Origin of the sequence: Amorphus sp. 3PC139-8, from assembly GCF_040750475.1 — a bacterium.
Taxonomy (GTDB): Bacteria; Pseudomonadota; Alphaproteobacteria; order Rhizobiales; family Amorphaceae; genus Amorphus.
The window spans coordinates 85,149-103,033 of sequence record NZ_JABJVY010000011.1 but is presented as its reverse complement, the minus strand read 5'-3'; the positions used below and the strand labels follow the sequence as shown (position 1 = coordinate 103,033).

The window sequence follows — 17,885 nt, the reverse complement described above, 5'->3', positions numbered from 1 at the left end:
AAAGGGGTGATCCGATGGTGTTTTCCTGGAAGGCCGTGCCGATCGTCTGCGTTGCGGTGGTCGCGAGCGGGCCGGTGCTCGCTCAAGAGGCGGCGAGCGTGAAGGTGACGGATGCGACGTGGGATACGGCGGCGGGAATGTTCGCCTATACCGAGTTCGAGCTGTCCGGCGAGCCGCTTGCCGAAGGGCTCGGTCTCAATCTCGACGTGCTCGATCCCGACCAGGCCAATAAGCCCGATCCGTTCGACTTTGCCGCCGGTATCGACTCCTACGAGCTTTCCGAGGAGGCGATGTATGCGGTGAACTACCAGTCGGGAATGGGGCCGCACATCGCCAACGGGCCGGTGAACAAGGCGCGCGCCGGCTCCGGCAACGTGATGGAAGCTCTCGGCAAGCGGGTAGTCGGGCTTGCGACTGCCGCCGGGCAGACGCCGGACGACCTGCCGCAGAATTTCTATCCGATCTCGTTTCCCCTTGCGGGCGGCAAGCCGGAATTTGCCGCGCCGGTCGATATCGCGACCCAGGCCACGACGCCGATGGAGATTCTCACCGACACCGGCGAGCAGAAGTCGATCCAGGCGGTGCTGCCGGCCTACTTTCGCGACTACGCCTCTCTGCGCTGGCCCAGCGACGGGTTCCAGAACGCCTTTACGCCTCAGGCCGCGGGCATGGAGCTTCTGAAAGACGTTCTGTGGGCACAGGATTATCTGCGCCAGATGCACAAGGTCGACGGCGACGAGCCGGTCGATGCGACCAGCGTGGACATGGACAAGGGATCCGACATCGGCCTTGGGGATGTCGGAGCCGACGGCTTCAATGGGCTGATGCTGACGGAGATCTCATGGGACAAGCTGACCATGATCCGCGACCAGTTTGCCTATGACGGCAAGACGCTCGGCGCGAAGATCCCGGACGACTACGACGCTTCCAAGACCCCGATTTGGCTGCCGAACAGGGTGTCCGTCACGCTCGATCAGCAAAATGGGGTGACCGCGCTTGCCGATCCCAAGGTCGATGACGGGGGCTCCAGTCTGCGCACCCAGTGGGTGATGCTGTGGCCGCTTGCCGAGTTTTACGGCTTTTCCGACCAGCGGCCGGCCAACACGAACCAGAAGGCCGATTTTCTGGCCGTGTTCGACGGCGATCCGTTCCCGTCCGCGCCGAAGGCGAACCTCGAAGGTGATCCGCTCGGCAGCGTGGCGGCCGACGATCCGTTCTCCCTGGTTCAGCTTCTGACGCGGCTGACGACGCAGAATCTGATGGTGCTGCATTTCGACAAGGATGCCGGAACCCTGGTCGATACCTGGTCAGACGGCAAGGCGGGCGACACCGTCACCACGCTGGATGCCGCCTATACCTTGGCTGCGCTGCAGATCTATCAGCGCGCCATCGATGCGCTGCCGGTCGGTTACGCCTCCGCCACCAGCGGCAAGCCGCTCGGCACCGACGAGGGCAAGGCGGCTCTGTCCCTGATCAAGACCCAGGCCGACTTCCTGATCGACAAGGTCAAGGGGGCGGACGGGCTCTATGCCGACAGCTATACGATCGGAACGGGGGCGGGTGCGAGCCATTCGGTTGCGACGCAGTTCGCGGTGATCCGCGGCTTCGATGCGGCCTTCCTGGCGACCGGCGACAGCAAGTACCGCGACGCGGCTCGCGACGCCTTCCTCGCCGCGGAAGCACACCTGTTCGATTCCGCGCTCGGCATCTACAACGACGAGCCCGGCAAGCCGTTCGAGGTGACGCCTTGGGAGGCGGGGACCGTGTCCGGCGGCATCCGGGTGATGATGCTGGATCTGGTCTCGCGCACTGGCGAGAGCAATCAGGCCCTGACGCTGGCCCATCTCGCCGAGCGCTACACCGCCTGGTTCCGCACCGTTGGGCGCGGCATGCAGCTTGCCGAATGGCTCAACGACACCGGCGAGCACATGGTCGCAACGGACTATGACGGTGACATTAACCAGAACGGCATCAAGTCGATCACCCATGCCGGCGGCGCGCATGGCCGGGCTGCCGTGATGGCGTCCAAGGCCGTCGTCTCCGCGGCCAAGTGAGGCCGGACGTCGCGCGCCGTCCATGAGTGAGATCGAGCAACCCGACGGCCAATCCGAGCGCCCGGCAGCCGCCGGGCGTCCGGAAGGCGGTCGTGAGCGCCCGGCGCGCACGCGCAGCGCGTCGGGACGCGACGGCAAAGGGCGGGATGGGAAGGGGCGCGAACGGCGGAAATTGACGCCGTTTCAGAAGAAGGTGCGCCAGTTTCGCACCCGCTACGCTCGCAAGCTGATGACGCCGGTGGAGCTCTGCCTCTACCTGCTGCTTGCCACCGGACTGATGATTACCGAGTACACCCAGGTGCCCTGGTCGGTGAAACGATGGGCGCTTGAGGTGCACATCGTCGCGGCGGTGATCCTGTTTCCGCTCGTCATCATGCTGTTCTGGGGGCTGCACCGGGGCAATCTGGAGTGGAGTCGGCGATCCTTCAACCGACGGACCGGCCGCCTGATCGAGATTTGTCTGACGGTCATGTTCCTGTGTGGGCTGTGGCTGTTGGTGATCGGTGAGGATCGCACCCAGGTGGGAGAGGTCGCTCATCTGGTGCATCTGGCGACCGCGATCCCGCTGGTGGCGGCTATGCTGTGGCACGCCTGGCGCCAAAGCTTGGTGCGGCGTCTGATCGGGGTCGCGTTCGCCGTCGGCGGGATCGCGCTGATCGGGGCCTTCGCATTCGCGCCGGCGCCTGGTGCTTCCGCCGCCAACCAACCGAAACCGGCCGCAGTAACCAGTGGATCGCTGATCCTCTCCAACGACAAAAGCGCGCTCTACAGCGCAAATTTCGAGGGCGGATCGGTTTCGCGGATCGACCGCAAGACCGGTGAGCGCACCGACGAGGTGATGCTCGGCACGGAGATCCGCACGCTCGCCCTCAACGGTGACGAGACGCTGCTGGCCGCCACCGACCATGCCGGCGACGCGCTCTATCTGGTCGATACCAAGACCTTCAAGGTGACAGCGAAGCGGCCGCTGGCCGGCCGGCCTTACGGCGTCGTCTATGACGCCCGCAATCGGCTGTTCTGGGTCACCATGAGCGAGGCCGGCCTCCTTTACGGCATCGGCGAAGACGGCTCGGTCCGCATCCGCCAGGAGGTGGCGGCGACGCCGCGCGGCCTGGCGCTGATGCCCGACGGCCGCCTGCTGGTCACGCATGCCCTGATCGGAACCGTGTCGATCTACGACACCACCTCGCTGCCGGCGAAGCTGGTCAAGACGATCAAGCTCGCCGAGAGCCAGGACCCGGACGAAACCGTCTCGCAAGGCCTTCCCCGCGTGCTCGACCGGATCGTGATCTCTCCCGATCTGAAGCAGGCCTGGCTGCCGCATCATCTGTGGAATTTCGACCACCCGTTCCAGTTCCAGTCGATCGTTTTTCCCGTGGTCTCGGTGCTGTGGCTGGGCGAGGGCGACGAGCACGAGGTGGTCAACCGGCGCAAGCAGCTTTTCAAACAGATCAACATCGTGGAGAGCGGCAACGTCCAGCGCATCGTTTCCAATCCGTACGATGCCGCTTTCTCCGACGATGGCAGCAAGGTCTACGTGACCATGGCCGGCAGCGAGGACCTGGTGGTCTTCGATCTGTCGCGGGCGCCGCCGGTCACGGGCGACGAGGGCGCGGGCGGCACCAGCGGCGCGAACGCTTCGCAGATCCTGGCGTTGCCGGGCGAGAACCCGCGCGGGATCGCGATGACGGGCGAGGACATCTACGTCCAGAACGCCATGAGCCTGGATGTGACCTCGCTCTCCACCGGGGGCGGCGGGCCGTTCGCTCAGCTCGGCGTTGCGAAGCCGAGCTTTGCCAAGCTGGTGGCCTCCGACCCGCTTGCGCCGAAGATGCGGCGCGGATTGCGGCTCTTCCATCTGGCCAGGACGGCGGCGTTTCCGAAGGCGCCGATGGCGGGCGACAACTGGATGAGCTGCGCCAGCTGCCATCTGGACGGCTTCAACTACACCAACGGCTTCCTGTTCCGGGACACCAAGCTCGACGTCGAAAAGGATGCCGTGCCCGGCCATTTCAGCCTGAAGACCTTCGTCACGGGCGACTTCGTGGCCGAATATATCCGGATGATCCGCCAAACCCAGGGCGGCATGGGCTTCGACACCCGCTTCCCGACGCCGAACACGGACCCGGAGAAGCCGACGCCCGAGGTCTCGGCGATGATGCACGACCTGCACGCCTACGTGACGTCGCCGGGCAATCTGCCGCTTCTGTCCACCTGGCTGCGCGCCGATGGTGGCAAGGGCGAGGTCGACCATTCCCAGTGGGTCAATTCCGCGCTCTGCGGCAACTGCCACACCCAGATTTTCGAGGAATGGTCGGGCTCGATGCATCGGCTGATGGGGGAATCCAACCCCTATTACCAGACGCTGGAGGACATGGCGGCGGCGGCCGTGGGCGAGGATTTCCGTGCCTGGTGCATGGGCTGCCACATGCCCCAGTCGCTTTTGGCCGGACAGCGCAAGACAGAGGGCGTATCCCACCTCCACGACCAGAACGGCCAGTCGCTTTATGACGAGCTCAAGGAGCGGACCTGGGCGCTGGACGAGGGCACAGGATGCCTGTTCTGCCACCGCGTCGACAAGGTCGAGGCGGTCGGCGAGCAGGGTGGCGGCAACTCCAGTTCGACCCTGAACCTTGCCGATCGCGCCCGCTATCCCGGCGAGGAGTCCGATTGGCCGCTGGTGCGCTGGGTCGCGCACCGCGCGATCCGGGCCGAACCGGAGGTGCACTATGAGGAGTTCTCTCCGGCAGCCCTGAAGGACCCGATTTTCTGTTCCACCTGCCACAACGAGTTCACGCCCGGCGTCGGCGCGATGACCACCAACACCTACACCGAGTGGCTGAACTCGCCCTACGCCAACCCGAAGAACCCGGCCGATCGGCGCACCTGCTTCGACTGCCATATGCATGCCGACGTCGCTAAGATCGGGACGCCGATTGCCGGCCGGGTGACGGATAACGGCCCGGTGCAGCCGAACTATTTCGCCCACAATTTCCCCGGCGGGCAGTATTTCCTTCCCGGCCTGCGCGATCCCAAGCGCCGGCAGATGTCGATTGCGCTCCTTAAGCGCGCCGCCACCGTGGATGCCTCCGTCCAGGCCGGTGATAAGGGCGGCAACGATCTGGTGGTGCGCGTGACCAATGTCGGCGCCGGCCACAAGCTGCCGACCGGCGTCGCCGACTTCCGCGAGCTCTGGCTCGACGTCACCGTCACGGACGCGGACGGCAAGACGGTGCTTGCTTCCGGCAAGCTCGACAAGGACGGCCATCTCGACCCGGACGCCCGCATGTTTGGAGACAAATTCGGCGACGGCACCGGCCACGTCGTCGGGGTCGACTTCTGGAACTACCGCCGGATGGAGGCCGACACGCGGATCCCGCCGAAAGGCCACCGCGACGAGCGTTTCGCGCTGCCGGCCGGCGCGAAGGGGCCATTTCAGGTCGACGTCAAGCTGATGTTCCGCGTCTTCCCCCAGGCGGTCACCGACCTCGTTCAGAAGAATTATCCGGATCTGCCCGATCCGGAGGCCGTCGAACTGACCCACATCACCCGCACGATCGGGAGTTCCTGACCATGTTCGTCACCTTTCTCATCGCCTTTCGCGAAAGCCTGGAAGCCTTCCTGCTCGTCGGGATCCTGCTCGCCTATCTGCGCGAGCTGGAAGCCATGCGCTATGCCGTCTGGATCTTCGTCGGCGTGGTCGCAGGCCTTTTGGCGGCGGTCGCGGCCGCCTTCGTGCTGCAGTTCGTGGTCGACCAGTTCCACTCCGACGCCTACCGGCTGATCCTGACGGCGACGATCATGGTGCTTGCCGCTGCCGTCCTCTCCTACATGGCGATCTGGATGCAGAAGCAGGCCAAGGAGGCGACCGGGGCGGCGAAACAGCAGCTCAAGATGCACGTCTCCACTGGCAACATCTTCGGCATTGCTTTCCTCGCGTTCATCTCGGTCTGGCGAGAAGCGATGGAAACGATCCTCTTCTTCTCCGCACTGGTCTATGGCGGCAGCGTGATTTCGCCGATCGGCGGCCTTCTCGGCTTTGCGCTGGCAATCGTGTTCGTCTGGCTTCTCCTGCGTGGCACCCGCGGCGTGCCGATCCGCGAATTCTTCAAATGGTCCAGCCTGCTTCTGATCGTGATCGCCGCCGGGCTCCTGGCGTCGGCCACGAACATTCTGCAGGGGCTCAGCTATCTGCCGGGGCCGACGGCGGCGCTGTTCAACCTGACGCCGGTCCTGCCGGACACCGGCGGCGTCGGCGAGTTCCTGCGCGGGTTGTTCGGCTATTCGGCAACTCCCACGCCATTGCAATTCGGCGTCTGGCTCGCCTTCCTGCTGATTGCCGGCTCGCTTTGGTACCGGGCCTATGCCCCTGCGCCGAAGCCGAAGCAGGCGTGAGGCGATCATGACCTACGCCGCCGAGCCGAAGCGCTTCCGGTCTTCGCGCCGTCCGCGCCACGTGGTGGTGATCGGGGCGGGGCCGGCCGGGCTCGTGGCGGCGCACGAGCTGGTGCGTGACGGTGTTGCCGTCACCATCTTGGAGCGGCGATCGGCGCTCGGCGGGCTTGGCGGAACCACCGCGTTCGAAGGGCGGGCCGGGACCTATCTGTTCGATTTCGGCGGTCACCGCTTCATCACCCACAATGCCGAGCTTCTGGCGCTGGTGGAGGGGCTCGTCGGCGACGATCTCCTGACCGCGGAACGCCGCTCGGTGATCCGACTGGCGGGACGCACCTACGAATACCCGCTGGCGATCGGCAATCTTTTGGCGAACGCACCGCCCTCGCTGCTCGCAAGCGCCGCTCGGGACCTTGCGTGGACCGCGATCCGTCGACCGTCCGTCGACCCGGAGGCGGATTTCGCGACCTGGACCCGTGCCCGGTTCGGCCCGACGCTCTATCGCACCTTCTTCGAGGGCTACACGCGCAAGCTCTGGGGGATCGAGCCGAGCGCACTTTCCGGCGATTGGGCGGAGCAGCGCATCAGCCTGGTCGACCTCAAGGATGTCGCCCGCCGCCTGCTGCCGGGACGCCACAGCGGGGTCCGGACCTATGCCCGCGCCTACCGTTATCCGCGCCTTGGCTTCGGCATGATCTTCGACCGCCTCGCGGAGCGCGTGATGGCGGAGGGGGCGCAGTTGCGCACCGGCGTCACGGTGACCGGGCTTCGGGTTTCGGGCAGCGCGATCTCGCGGGTGGAAACCGACGCCGGCGCTTTCCCCTGCGATGCCGTAGTCTCCACCATGCCGTTGCCAGACATGGTACGGCTGACCGGCGGCACGTGTTCGCTCCGATTCCGGGGCTTGCGCTTCTTCAACGTGACGATGGACGTGGCCGACGTCTCGCCCTTCACCTGGCAATATCTTTCAGATCCCGGGATCATGGCGACGCGGCTGCAGGAGCCGAAGCGGCGCTCGCCGGAGATGGCGCCGGCCGGGCGCTCGTCGCTGATGCTGGAGATCCCGTGCGATCCGGGCGACCCGCTCTGGGGGGCGGAGGACGAGGTACTGCTTCCCCGTATCCGTCATGATCTTTCGCGCTTGGGCATCGACCCCGCCGCCATGACAGGCGAGTTCTTTTCCACCCGCGCCGCCACCGCCTATCCGCTGATGGTCAAGGGATATGAGCGCGCGCGGGAGGCGGCGTTCCGGCGCCTGGAGGCGATCGACAATCTGGTCCAGTGCGGGCGGCAGGGCAGCTTTCGTTACGTCTTCACCGACACGGCGATGGAGATGGGCCAGCTTGCCGCGCGCAGTCTGTTGGAGGGCGCCGACCGGCGCCGTGCGATCCGCGATCATCGCAACGAACGGGTCGTCATCGAAACCGAGAGCATTGCTTGAGCAAGCATAGGAGGGGCGTCTGATGCGCAACAAAGGGATCGTCGCCGCGCTGATCGCAGTGGCCGTTGTCGCGGGGGCAGGCGAGGGGCAAGCCTACACCTACGCCTCGCCGCAATCCGATCCGCTGATTAAGGGGCGTGAAGCCTATCTCGCCGCCGTAAACAAGGGCGATTGGGCCGCTGTCGAAACCGCCTATAAGGGCTTTACCTCCGACATTACCCAACTCTCGCAGAAGGATGTCGGCTATGCCGGCGATCCCGATCTCGACAAGGCCTTTACCGACGCGATTGCCAACAAGGATGCCGATGCGGCCAAAGCGGCGTTGCGACGGGCGACCGTGGACCAGATCGACCGACGGCTGAGCGGTGCCCAAGCGAACGTCAAGACCTATCAGACCTGCTCGACCTTGGTGGTAACCGCCGAAGCCTTCTCCTCGGCGATGGCGGGCGATCTGTCTTCCGACGATCAGAAGACGGTGTCGGGGGCCATGCAGTCTGCACTCGATGCTTGCGGAAAGCCCGGCGTGTTCGGCTACGGCGCCAAACCGGCTGACCCGGACGCCTTGAAGAACAGTACGCAGACCATCATGACGATGCTGAAAGGCTCCGATGCCGGCGCGACGGCGGCTCCTTCAGCCGCTCCCACAAACGGGGACGGTGCGGGGCAGTAGCAGCAAGGCCTCTGCCTTTGCGCGGGTTGAGCATCTCGCCGTTCACGCCCGCGAAAAGGGCGTGGAATCGCACGAAAAAGAGCTCAGACCGGGCTGCCGGTATCGTTGATCCGCATATATTCCTCCTGAAGCCGAAGGCGCAGCGCGTCGCGGTGGCGCTGGATCATGCCCGGAATCAGGAAGGCGTCGACGACCCACCAGACCACGCCGACCACGATGAAATAGCTTAGGATCTGGAGAATGGCCGTCCCCGGCTTGCCCAGATAGAAGCGGTGGGCGGAGAAGGCGCCGAGCACGAACCAGAGAACGTACGCGAGCACGACGTTCTTCTGTTCGTTTGCAATCCGCGACTCGATGAGAATCTGCTGGTCAGTGCTGAGCGGCATCGCCCCCTCCCGAATGTGGCGTGACCCTATCGGCTGGATGCGGCACCGGCAAGCTTCGGCGGCTGTGATGACGCTGGTTGCGACCACCGTTTTGGGGCGCTTTTGTGAAGCGCGGTGGACAGAGGCCCGGTCGCAGCTATAAATCGCGGAAAACGATCATCCGGCGAAGACCGCCGGCACCAACAGGCGAGTTTATGAGCGGCGTCAACGACATCCGGTCCCAATTCCTGGACTATTTTGCGCGCGAGGGGCACGAAATCGTGCCGTCCAGCCCGCTCGTGCCGCGCAACGACCCGACGTTGATGTTCACCAACGCGGGCATGGTTCAGTTCAAGAACGTCTTCACCGGGCTTGAGCATCGTGATCCGCCACGCGCGGTCACCTCGCAGAAGTGCGTCCGGGCGGGCGGAAAGCATAACGATCTCGACAATGTGGGCTATACGGCCCGCCACCACACCTTCTTCGAGATGCTGGGCAACTTCTCCTTCGGCGACTACTTCAAGGATCGCGCGATCGAGTTGGCCTGGAACTTGGTGACCAAGGAGTTCGGGCTGCCGGCGCACCGGCTGGTGGCGACGGTCTATGCCGAGGACGACGAGGCCTTCGACCTCTGGAAGAAGATCGCGGGCCTGCCGGAAGACCGCATCATCCGGATCGGGACCTCAGACAATTTCTGGCAGATGGGCGATACCGGCCCGTGCGGTCCGTGCTCGGAAATCTTTTTCGATCACGGCCCGGAAATCCCCGGCGGCCCGCCCGGTTCGCCCGACGAAGATGGCGACCGCTTCATCGAGATCTGGAATCTCGTGTTCATGCAGTTCGAGCAGCAGCCGGGCGGCGAGCGCATCCCGCTGCCCAGGCCGTCGATCGACACCGGCATGGGGTTGGAGCGGATCGCGGCGGTGCTGCAGGGCGTCCACGACAACTACGAGATCGACCTGTTCGGGGCATTGATCGCCGCCTCCGAGGAGGTGACCGGCGTTGCGGCCGAAGGTGGCCAGCGCGTTAGCCACAAGGTCATCGCCGACCATCTGCGCGCCTCCAGCTTTCTGATTGCCGATGGCGTGATGCCATCGAACGAGGGCCGCGGCTATGTCCTGCGCCGGATCATGCGCCGGGCCATGCGCCACGCCCACATGCTGGGCGCGCGCGACCCGGTGATGTGCCGTCTGGTGCCGGCGCTGGTGCGCGAGATGGGCCGGGCCTATCCGGAACTGGTGCGGGCCGAAGATCTGATCGCCGAGACGCTGGAGCTGGAAGAGGACCGCTTCCGCCGCACCCTCGATCGCGGTCTGACGCTGCTCGACGAGGCGACCACCTCGCTGACCCAGGGCGCGACGCTCGACGGCGAGACCGCTTTCAAGCTTTACGATACCTACGGCTTTCCGCTCGACCTCACCCAGGACGCCTTGCGTAGCCGGGGGCTGACGGTCGACGTGGAGGGCTTCAACGCTGCCATGGAGCGCCAGCGCGAAGAGGCGCGCAAGGCGTGGTCCGGGTCCGGCGAGGCCGCTGTCGAGGCCGTCTGGTACGCCGTGAAGGACAAGGTCGGCGCGACCGACTTCCTGGGCTACGAAACCGACACGGCGGAGGCGATCGTGACCGCTCTGGTCGCGGAGGGGGCCGAAGTGGACCGCCTGGAAGCCGGCCAGACCGGCGCGGTGGTTTTGAACCAGACGCCGTTTTACGGCGAATCCGGTGGCCAGGTCGGCGACACGGGCGTGATCTCCGCGCCCGGCATGCGCTTCGTCGTGGCCGACACCCAGAAGAAGGCGGAGGGCGTGTTCGTTCATCTGGGGACGGTGGAGGAGGGCGTGCTTTCGCACGACATGGCGGTCGATCTGGCGATCGATTCCGCGCGTCGCACCGCCATTCGCGCCAACCATTCGGCGACCCATCTGGTCCACGAGGCACTGCGCCAGGTGCTCGGCACCCATGTCGCTCAGAAGGGCTCTCTGGTGGCGCCGGAGCGGCTGCGGTTCGACTTCTCCCACAACAAGCCGATGACGGCCGACGAGATCGCCGCCGTTGAGGATATCGCCAACCGGATCGTGCTGCAGAACGATCGCGTGACCACGCGCTTGATGGGGCGCGAGGAGGCGGTCGAAGCCGGGGCCATGGCGCTCTTCGGCGAGAAATATGCCGACGAGGTCAGGGTCGTTTCCATGGGCTTCGAGCGCGAGGGCAACGCCCGCGAGCGCATTTTCTCCATGGAATTGTGCGGCGGCACCCATGTCGCCCGCACCGGCGATATCGGGCTGGTGACGGTGCTGTCGGAAAGCGCCGTCTCCGCCGGCGTGCGCCGCATCGAAGCGCTGACGGCCGACACCGCCCGCCATTATCTGCAGGGCCAGGACCGGCGGCTGCGCGAGGTTGCCGGTGTGCTCAAGGTCGCGGCCAGCGATGTGGTCGATCGCGTGGCGGCGCTTGCCGAAGATCGCCGCAAGCTGGAGCGGGAGCTGACCGAGGCGCGCCGCAAGTTGGCGCTGGCGGGTCCCTCCGGCGCCGGCGCGGGTGCCGGCGACGTGAAAGAGGTCGGCTCGGTGAAGTTCCTCGGCCGTGCCGTCGATGGCATTGGCGGCAAGGATCTAAAGGGCCTCGTGGACGACGCCAAGAAGAAGCTCGGCAGCGGGGTCGCCGTCATCGTCGGCCGGTCGGACGACGGCAAGGCTGGCATCGTGGTTGGCGTGACCGGCGATCTGACGGGAACCTTCAACGCTGTCGATCTGGTCCGGACTGGAGCCGAGGCGCTCGGCGGCAAGGGCGGTGGCGGACGGCCGGACCTCGCCCAGGCCGGTGGACCGAACGGCGTCGACGCCGACAAAGCGATTGCGGCGATCGAGACGATGATTGCGGCCTCGGCCTAAGATGGCGGTTGCCTCGGCTGGTGCGCCGGCCGGGGCGGTCTTGCCGTTTGCGGTCCGGTGCCGGCTACGGGAAGGGCGCAGGCGGTGACCGAAGGAGCGCACCAGGCCAAGGGACCCGGCCGACAGGTGCCGGCAGCGCATCCTCATCCGAGGACGCCGTGGGAGCGGCTTCGCCGCCGCACCTATCTGCTGCTTGAAAGCGACGGCTCGCCGGACCCCTGGGCGATCGCGATTCGCTACTCGCTGATGGCGCTCGTCCTCGTCAACGTGGCCTTCTCGCTGGCGGCGACGGAGCCCGCGCTTCGGGCCGACTATGGCGGGTTGCTTGTCACCGTCGAAGTGGCGACGCTGGTGATCTTCGCCATCGAATATTGGGCGCGGGTGTGGTCTTGCGTGGAGCATCCCCGCTACCGTCTGCTGTCGCAATGGAAAGCACGGCTTCGCTACATGCTCACGCCGGCCGCGCTGATCGATGCGCTGGTGATCCTGCCGCTTGCGGCGGCACCGTTCGTGACGCTCGACTTGTCCTCGTTTGTATTCCTCCGGATCGTTCGGTTGTTGAAGCTGTTTCGCTATTCCGGCGGCATGGAAGCGCTGGCGGAGGCGATTTTTGCGGAACGGCGTGCGCTGACCGCCTGCGCGGTGATCCTGGCGACGATCGTGCTCATTTCGGCAACCAGCATCACCCATGCGGAAGGGGCCGCCCAGCCGCACGATTTCGGCAGCGTGCTCCACTCGCTCTGGTGGGCGATCGTGACCATCACGACGGTCGGCTACGGCGATGCGGTTCCTATTACCCCGCTCGGCCGGATGATCGCGGTCGTCACCATGGTGGTGGGCTTCGCCTTCATCGCGTTGCCGACAGCGATCCTGTCCTCCGCCTTTGCCGAAGTGATCCGTCGGCGCGACTTCACCGTGACGTGGGGCATGATCGGTCGGGTGCCGGCCTTCGCCCGGCTCGATGCGGCAACCGTCGTGCGGATTATGCCGCGGCTGGTGGCCCGCTCCTTTCAGCCGGGCGATATCGTGGTGCACTCCCACGAGGAGCCGGCCGACCTCTTCATCGTCGTGTTCGGCACCTTGGAGGGCCCGGGGCGTCCTCTGCCTCCGCCTTCGGACGATCCGCAGGCGACCGTGGAGGAGGGAGAGGGAGTGGGTGGGGGTGCCTCCGCCCCGCAACCGGATCCCGATCCGGTCCTGTTGGGGGAGGGCGACATGTTCGGAGGGCCACTGTCGGTCGCCGATCTTGGGACCGAAGGCCCGCTGGTTGCGACCACGACCACCCGCATTCTGATCCTGCCCGAGGACGATCTGAAGGTGATCGCGCGGCGCCGACCGGACCTTTACGCAGCCTTGGTGCGCAGTGCGCGCAGCGCGCAGTAATGCGCAATGGCGCTGCTTGCGCCGATTCCTCTTTCACGTGTCGGCTGACCAACGCTCGGGCCAACCCGTTTCTGCCACGAAACGGCATTTGCGCAGTGCGGGCTGCGCAGGACGTTGCGTCGCGGTGCGCAGTCCGATCGGCTATTTCGATCCCGACGGCCAAAGGGCGTGGAAGTGGTGGACCGGTCCACGGCCTTTCCCGATCGTCAGCGTGTCGGCGGCCGCGAGGGCTTCGGTCAGATAGGTCTTGGCGGCGGCCACCGCGTCGGCAAGCGGCAGGCCCTTGGCGAGGCCGGCGGCGATCGCCGACGACAGCGTGCAGCCGGTGCCGTGGGTGTTCTTGGTGGCGATCCGGTCGGCGACGAACCAGCGGGGCGCTCCACCATCGCGGCTGACGAGCAGATCGGCGGACTGGGCGCCGCTGCCGTGCCCGCCCTTCAGGAGGACGGCGGCCGGCCCGAGCGCGAGCAGCCGTTCCGCCTGAGCCTCCATGGCCTCCGGCGTCTCGGCGGTTTCCGTGTCCAGCAACGTGGCCGCCTCGGGCAGGTTCGGCGTGATCAGATGGGCGCGGGGCAGCAGCACGTCGCGCACGTGTCCGATGGCGTCCTCGTCGAGCAACGGATCGCCGGAAGCGGCGATCATCACCGGGTCGAGCACGATCTGGCCGGCGCCGTGGGCATCCAGCGCGTCGGCGACCGTTTGGATCACGGCGGGTTTCGACAGCATCCCGATCTTCACCGCGTCGACGATGAGGTCGTCGAACACGGAATCGATCTCGGCGCGGATGAAGTCGACCGGCACGTCATGGATCGCACGCACGCCCTGGGTGTTTTGGGCCACCAGCGCCGTGATGACAGAGGCCCCATAGACGCCGAGAGCGGCGAACGTCTTCAGGTCCGCCTGGATGCCGGCGCCGCCGGAGGGGTCGGTTCCGGCGATGGTCAGCGCGATCGGGGTGGTCATGGTTTCCGTATCTCCTGACGGCAAAATCACGCCTCAACCCCGGCTGATCAGGGCGTGGCGCTCGAGCGTGGGGGTGTCCATCGCGCCGATCTCGTCGATCACGCGGACGGCGAAGCTGCCCGGTCCGGCGACACCGATGGCGGCCCGCTCCGCGGCCACGCCCCAGGCGACCGTCGCGGCGGCAGCGGCCAGCAGCGAATCGCTTTCGACGGCCCGGCAGGCGGCGATCAGCCCGGAAAGCGCGCAGCCGGTCGCCACCATCCGGGCCAGCATCGGGTGGCCGTTGTCGACAAGAACCGTGCGGGTACCGTCCGAGAGGCTGTCGCGGGCGCCGGTGACGGCGAAGGCGGTGCCGGTTGCCGCCGCGATCGCCGGGAAGAGGGCGGTCATCTCGCCGGAGTTTCCACGCACGATCGCGGGCGCTTGCTTGATCAGCGTGAGCGCGAACGCTCGGCGCAAAGGGACCCGGTCGACCTTGACCGGGTCGAGGACCCATGCCTTGCCGTTGGCGCGAGCCGCCTGGACGGCGGCCTCGATCCCGGCGCGCCGTTCCGGATCGAGGGTACCGAGATTGATCAGTACGCCGTCGGCGCTCTCCACCAGCGAAGCGACCTCGTCGGCATGGACCGTCATCGAAGGCACCGCGCCAATCGCGGCGAGCACGTTGGCGGTGAAATTCTGGGCGACGGTGTTGGTGATGCAATGGACGCGCGGCGCCCAATCGCGCACCCGCGCTATGACGCGGGCAACGGCGAAGGCATCGATGCGATTAGGAGCGGACGTGATATCCGTCATCTCAATCCCTCCGCCGGCACGATCCGGATCAGGTTTCTAAGGGTTAGCGTCTAGCGCCTCTCAGCCCGCTCGGGCACCCCTTTGAGACAGTTCACTCGACTTAGTCGGCTTGCAAACCCGACGCAAGGGATGGCGCCCAACGCTGCGGCGTTGCCCACCGGTTCTGACAGAAACGAACGGCCAGACATGAAAAAGGCCGCCCCGAGGGGCGGCCCGAAATTCGTTGGAAGGCGCGACAATCAGCGCGAATAGAACTCGACCACCAGGTTCGGTTCCATGTGCACCGGGTAGGGCACGTCGGTGAGACCCGGCACGCGCGAGAAGGTTGCGCTCATCTTGGAGTGGTCGGCCTCGACATAGTCCGGCACGTCGCGCTCGGCGAGACCGACGGCCTCCAGCACCAGCACCATCTCCTTGGAGCGCTGGCGCACCTCGATCACGTCGCCGACCTTGCAACGATAGCTCGGGATGTTGACTTTGCGGCCGTTCACCATGACGTGGCCATGGTTCACGAACTGGCGGGCGGCGAACACGGTCGGCACGAACTTGGCGCGGTAGACCAGGGTGTCGAGACGGCTCTCCAGCAGGCCGATCAGGCGCTCGGAGGTGTCGCCCTTCAGGCGGACGGCCTCGTCGTAGATCCGGCGGAACTGCTTCTCGGAGATGTTGCCGTAGTAGCCCTTCAGCTTCTGCTTGGCGCGCAGCTGCACGCCATAGTCGGAAAGCTTGCCGCGGCGGCGCTGGCCGTGCTGGCCGGGGCCGTACTCGCGCTTGTTAACCGGGCTCTTCGGGCGACCCCAGATGTTTTCGCCCATCCGGCGGTCAATTTTATACTTCTGCGAATGGCGCTTCGACATGAAAGCGGTGTCCTTCGTGTGATGACTGTTCTTGAGAACGGAGGTTCTTTTCGAACGATGGACACGCCCCCTCCTTTGCTCCGAAAGGCCGCAACGACCAAAGAGCCGACAGGGACGAAACGAGGCGCCCGCTCGTCCCACGGGTGCGTGAAAAAATCGCCGGCGTTGCCACCAGCGAAGGCGCGTGACATAGGCGATCGCGCTCGCTAAGTCAAATGGCGTCGGGGTGAGCCGATCGGCGGCCGGGCTTGTCTGCCTCGACGCCGAGCGCTTTGATGCCATCATGTTCACTTCTACACCAAACGACGATGTCCGGCGCCGGCTTCTTCAGGCCCTGCAGCCTTGGGCCGCGACCGACACCCGACATCTGATCGACGGCCATGACCACTCGGTGTTGACCGCGTTCGTGACCCGCACCCGCGAGGCGGTGGGCGAACTCACGATGCCATCGGCCGCACTGGTCGTGGTGGTGGAGGGGACGAAGGAGGTCATTGCGGGCGCCGAACGGCGAGCCTATTGCGCCGGAGAGGCGATCGCGCTGCCGGCCGGGGCCCATGTCGACGTGGTCAACGTGCCCGACGCGGTAAGCGGCGTCTATCGGGCGCTGTGCATCACGTTCGCCCGCAAGCTGGTGATCGAGGCGGCCCGGCTCTGGCCAAGCCTCACGGCTTCCAGGCCGCCGCTCGGGACGACTGTGTTTCTCGACGATGCGCTGTGCTCCGCGATCGTGCATGCCGGCGAGGCGCTTGCGGGGACCGCGGATGTTTCCCGCCGTCTGGTGGATCATCGCATTCTGGAGATCCTGCTTGTGCTGGCCGAACGCGGCGTGTTGCCGATCGCGCCGAAATATGTGGATCGCTCGGTGGCCGAGGCCGTCCAGCTTTTGATCCGTCACCGGCTCGACCACGCTTGGACGCCGGCCGCCGTGGCCGAGCGGCTTTCCATGTCGGAGGCGACGCTGCGCCGGCGGCTGAAAGGGGAGGGCGCGACGCTGCGCGATATCCTGCTTTCGGAACGCATGCAGGCGGCGCGCCTGATTCTGGCGGAGCGCGATGCGGATGTCGCCGAGGCGATCGCGGCCACCGGCTATACCTCGCGCTCGCACTTTTCCCGCCACTTCCAGCAGGCCTTCGGCGTGCCGCCATCGGCGATGCGTGCCCGTCGATCCTCCGGGGTTTGATCGTAGCCGGCGCATTCCTGATCGCAACCGGCACCTTCGCCGATCGTCGCACTCCTATCGTCGTGCCCAGTTGGCGCGATGAAAAGGAGACGGACGATGACACATGCCAAATCGATGCACGGGCCGGCCCTGGCGGTGGCCATGCTTCTGCTGGCGAACGCAGGAGCGCTCGCCGACGGCCTCGACGTGACGATCGAAGGTCTGACGCAGGCCAGCCGCTTTCCCGATAGCGCCGCCTTTTGCCCGCCGCCGGAGGCTCAGGAGGCGAATGTCAGCCCCGCCGTCCACTGGTCCGAAGGGCCGGACGGGACCCGCTCCTATGCCGTCCTGATGACCGATCCGGACGTGCCAAAGGACATGTCACTGATCAACAAGCCCGGAACCGTCATTGCCGAGCACGCGCCGCGGATCACCATCCATCATTGGGTACTGGTCGACGTGCCGGCGGAGACGACGGCACTTGCACGTGGCGCGGAAAGCGAGGGCGTGGTTGCCGGCGGTAAGCCGATCGGTGCCACCGACCACGGCGTGCGCGGGGCGAACGTCTTCACCTCCTTCCTCGCCGGCAACCCAGACATGGCCGGCACATACGGCGGCTATGACGGGCCTTGCCCGCCAATGAACGATGAACGGGTGCACGACTACCAGGTCGAGATCTTCGCCCTCGATGTGCCGTCGCTGGGCCTCTCCGGTCCCTTCACCGGGGCGGATGCGGAAGCGGCAATGAAGGGCCACGTTCTCGCCTCGGGTTCGGCGCATGCCAGCTACACTTTGAATCCCGATCTGAGGGCCAATTGAGCTAAGAGAGTGCGCGTTCGGCCCGTCGATCGATCGGCTCCTGCCGGAGCGCAGAAATCGGCAACGGCGCAGCCCTATTCGAAGTTCATAACTGCC

13 protein-coding genes and 1 riboswitch are annotated in these 17,885 nt (G+C 66.0%); of the genes, 9 read left to right on the top strand and 4 right to left on the bottom strand.

The features are described from left to right. Positions 1 to 14: 14 nt before the first annotated feature. Genes HNS03_RS12490 through HNS03_RS12470 form a run of 5 tightly spaced genes read left to right on the top strand, consistent with a single transcriptional unit; the run spans position 15 to position 8,560 of the window. Complete coding sequence (locus HNS03_RS12490; RefSeq protein WP_367195709.1) at positions 15 to 2,054, top strand: hypothetical protein; 2,040 nt, start codon at positions 15 to 17, stop codon at positions 2,052 to 2,054. A 22-nt stretch (positions 2,055 to 2,076) separates the two neighbouring features. Beyond that, positions 2,077 to 5,625 (top strand): multiheme c-type cytochrome, encoded by a 3,549-nt coding sequence (locus HNS03_RS12485; RefSeq protein WP_367195707.1) that lies wholly within the window; start codon positions 2,077 to 2,079, stop codon positions 5,623 to 5,625. A gap of 2 nt (positions 5,626 to 5,627) precedes the next feature. Then, positions 5,628 to 6,449 carry an FTR1 family protein gene (locus HNS03_RS12480; protein WP_367195705.1) on the top strand — a complete coding sequence of 274 codons (822 nt, stop codon included), beginning with the start codon at positions 5,628 to 5,630 and terminating at the stop codon, positions 6,447 to 6,449. A 7-nt stretch (positions 6,450 to 6,456) separates the two neighbouring features. After that, a complete protein-coding gene (locus HNS03_RS12475; RefSeq protein WP_367195704.1) occupies positions 6,457 to 7,890 on the top strand; it encodes an FAD-dependent oxidoreductase in 1,434 nt (477 codons plus the stop codon). A 22-nt stretch (positions 7,891 to 7,912) separates the two neighbouring features. Next, positions 7,913 to 8,560 carry a hypothetical protein gene (locus HNS03_RS12470; RefSeq protein WP_367195702.1) on the top strand — a complete coding sequence of 216 codons (648 nt, stop codon included), beginning with the start codon at positions 7,913 to 7,915 and terminating at the stop codon, positions 8,558 to 8,560. An 83-nt stretch (positions 8,561 to 8,643) separates the two neighbouring features. Here the strand turns inward: HNS03_RS12470 and HNS03_RS12465 are convergent, their stop codons facing one another. Next, on the bottom strand, positions 8,644 to 8,946 hold the full coding sequence (locus tag HNS03_RS12465; RefSeq protein WP_367195700.1) for a TM2 domain-containing protein: 303 nt from the start codon (positions 8,944 to 8,946) through the stop codon (positions 8,644 to 8,646). A 194-nt stretch (positions 8,947 to 9,140) separates the two neighbouring features. Between HNS03_RS12465 and alaS the strand changes: the two genes are divergently transcribed. Together alaS and HNS03_RS12455 are read left to right on the top strand one after the other, a co-directional pair. Then, a complete protein-coding gene (gene alaS, locus HNS03_RS12460) occupies positions 9,141 to 11,813 on the top strand; it encodes an alanine--tRNA ligase (RefSeq protein ID WP_367195699.1) in 2,673 nt (890 codons plus the stop codon). Between the two features lie 84 nt (positions 11,814 to 11,897). After that, on the top strand, positions 11,898 to 13,196 hold the full coding sequence (locus tag HNS03_RS12455; protein ID WP_367195697.1) for a cyclic nucleotide-gated ion channel: 1,299 nt from the start codon (positions 11,898 to 11,900) through the stop codon (positions 13,194 to 13,196). 141 nt (positions 13,197 to 13,337) lie between these two features. Here HNS03_RS12455 and thiD read toward each other — a convergent pair whose 3' ends face one another. From thiD to rpsD, 3 genes are all read right to left on the bottom strand, one after another. Further along, positions 13,338 to 14,159 carry a bifunctional hydroxymethylpyrimidine kinase/phosphomethylpyrimidine kinase gene (thiD, locus tag HNS03_RS12450; protein ID WP_367195695.1) on the bottom strand — a complete coding sequence of 274 codons (822 nt, stop codon included), beginning with the start codon at positions 14,157 to 14,159 and terminating at the stop codon, positions 13,338 to 13,340. A gap of 33 nt (positions 14,160 to 14,192) precedes the next feature. Next, positions 14,193 to 14,954, bottom strand: a complete 762-nt coding sequence (locus tag HNS03_RS12445; RefSeq protein WP_367195694.1) for a hydroxyethylthiazole kinase — start codon at positions 14,952 to 14,954, stop codon at positions 14,193 to 14,195. Further along, positions 14,943 to 15,045, bottom strand: a riboswitch (TPP riboswitch). Its footprint overlaps the gene before it by 12 nt. A 148-nt stretch (positions 15,046 to 15,193) precedes the next feature. Continuing rightward, complete coding sequence (gene rpsD / locus HNS03_RS12440; protein WP_367195692.1) at positions 15,194 to 15,811, bottom strand: 30S ribosomal protein S4; 618 nt, start codon at positions 15,809 to 15,811, stop codon at positions 15,194 to 15,196. A 226-nt stretch (positions 15,812 to 16,037) separates the two neighbouring features. Between rpsD and HNS03_RS12435 the strand changes: the two genes are divergently transcribed. Further along, positions 16,038 to 16,991 carry a helix-turn-helix domain-containing protein gene (locus HNS03_RS12435; RefSeq protein ID WP_367195690.1) on the top strand — a complete coding sequence of 318 codons (954 nt, stop codon included), beginning with the start codon at positions 16,038 to 16,040 and terminating at the stop codon, positions 16,989 to 16,991. Between the two features lie 96 nt (positions 16,992 to 17,087). Further along, the gene (locus HNS03_RS12430; RefSeq protein WP_367195689.1) at positions 17,088 to 17,789 is read left to right on the top strand and encodes a YbhB/YbcL family Raf kinase inhibitor-like protein; all 702 of its coding nucleotides are present in this window, start codon (positions 17,088 to 17,090) and stop codon (positions 17,787 to 17,789) included. Positions 17,790 to 17,885 lie beyond the last annotated feature (96 nt).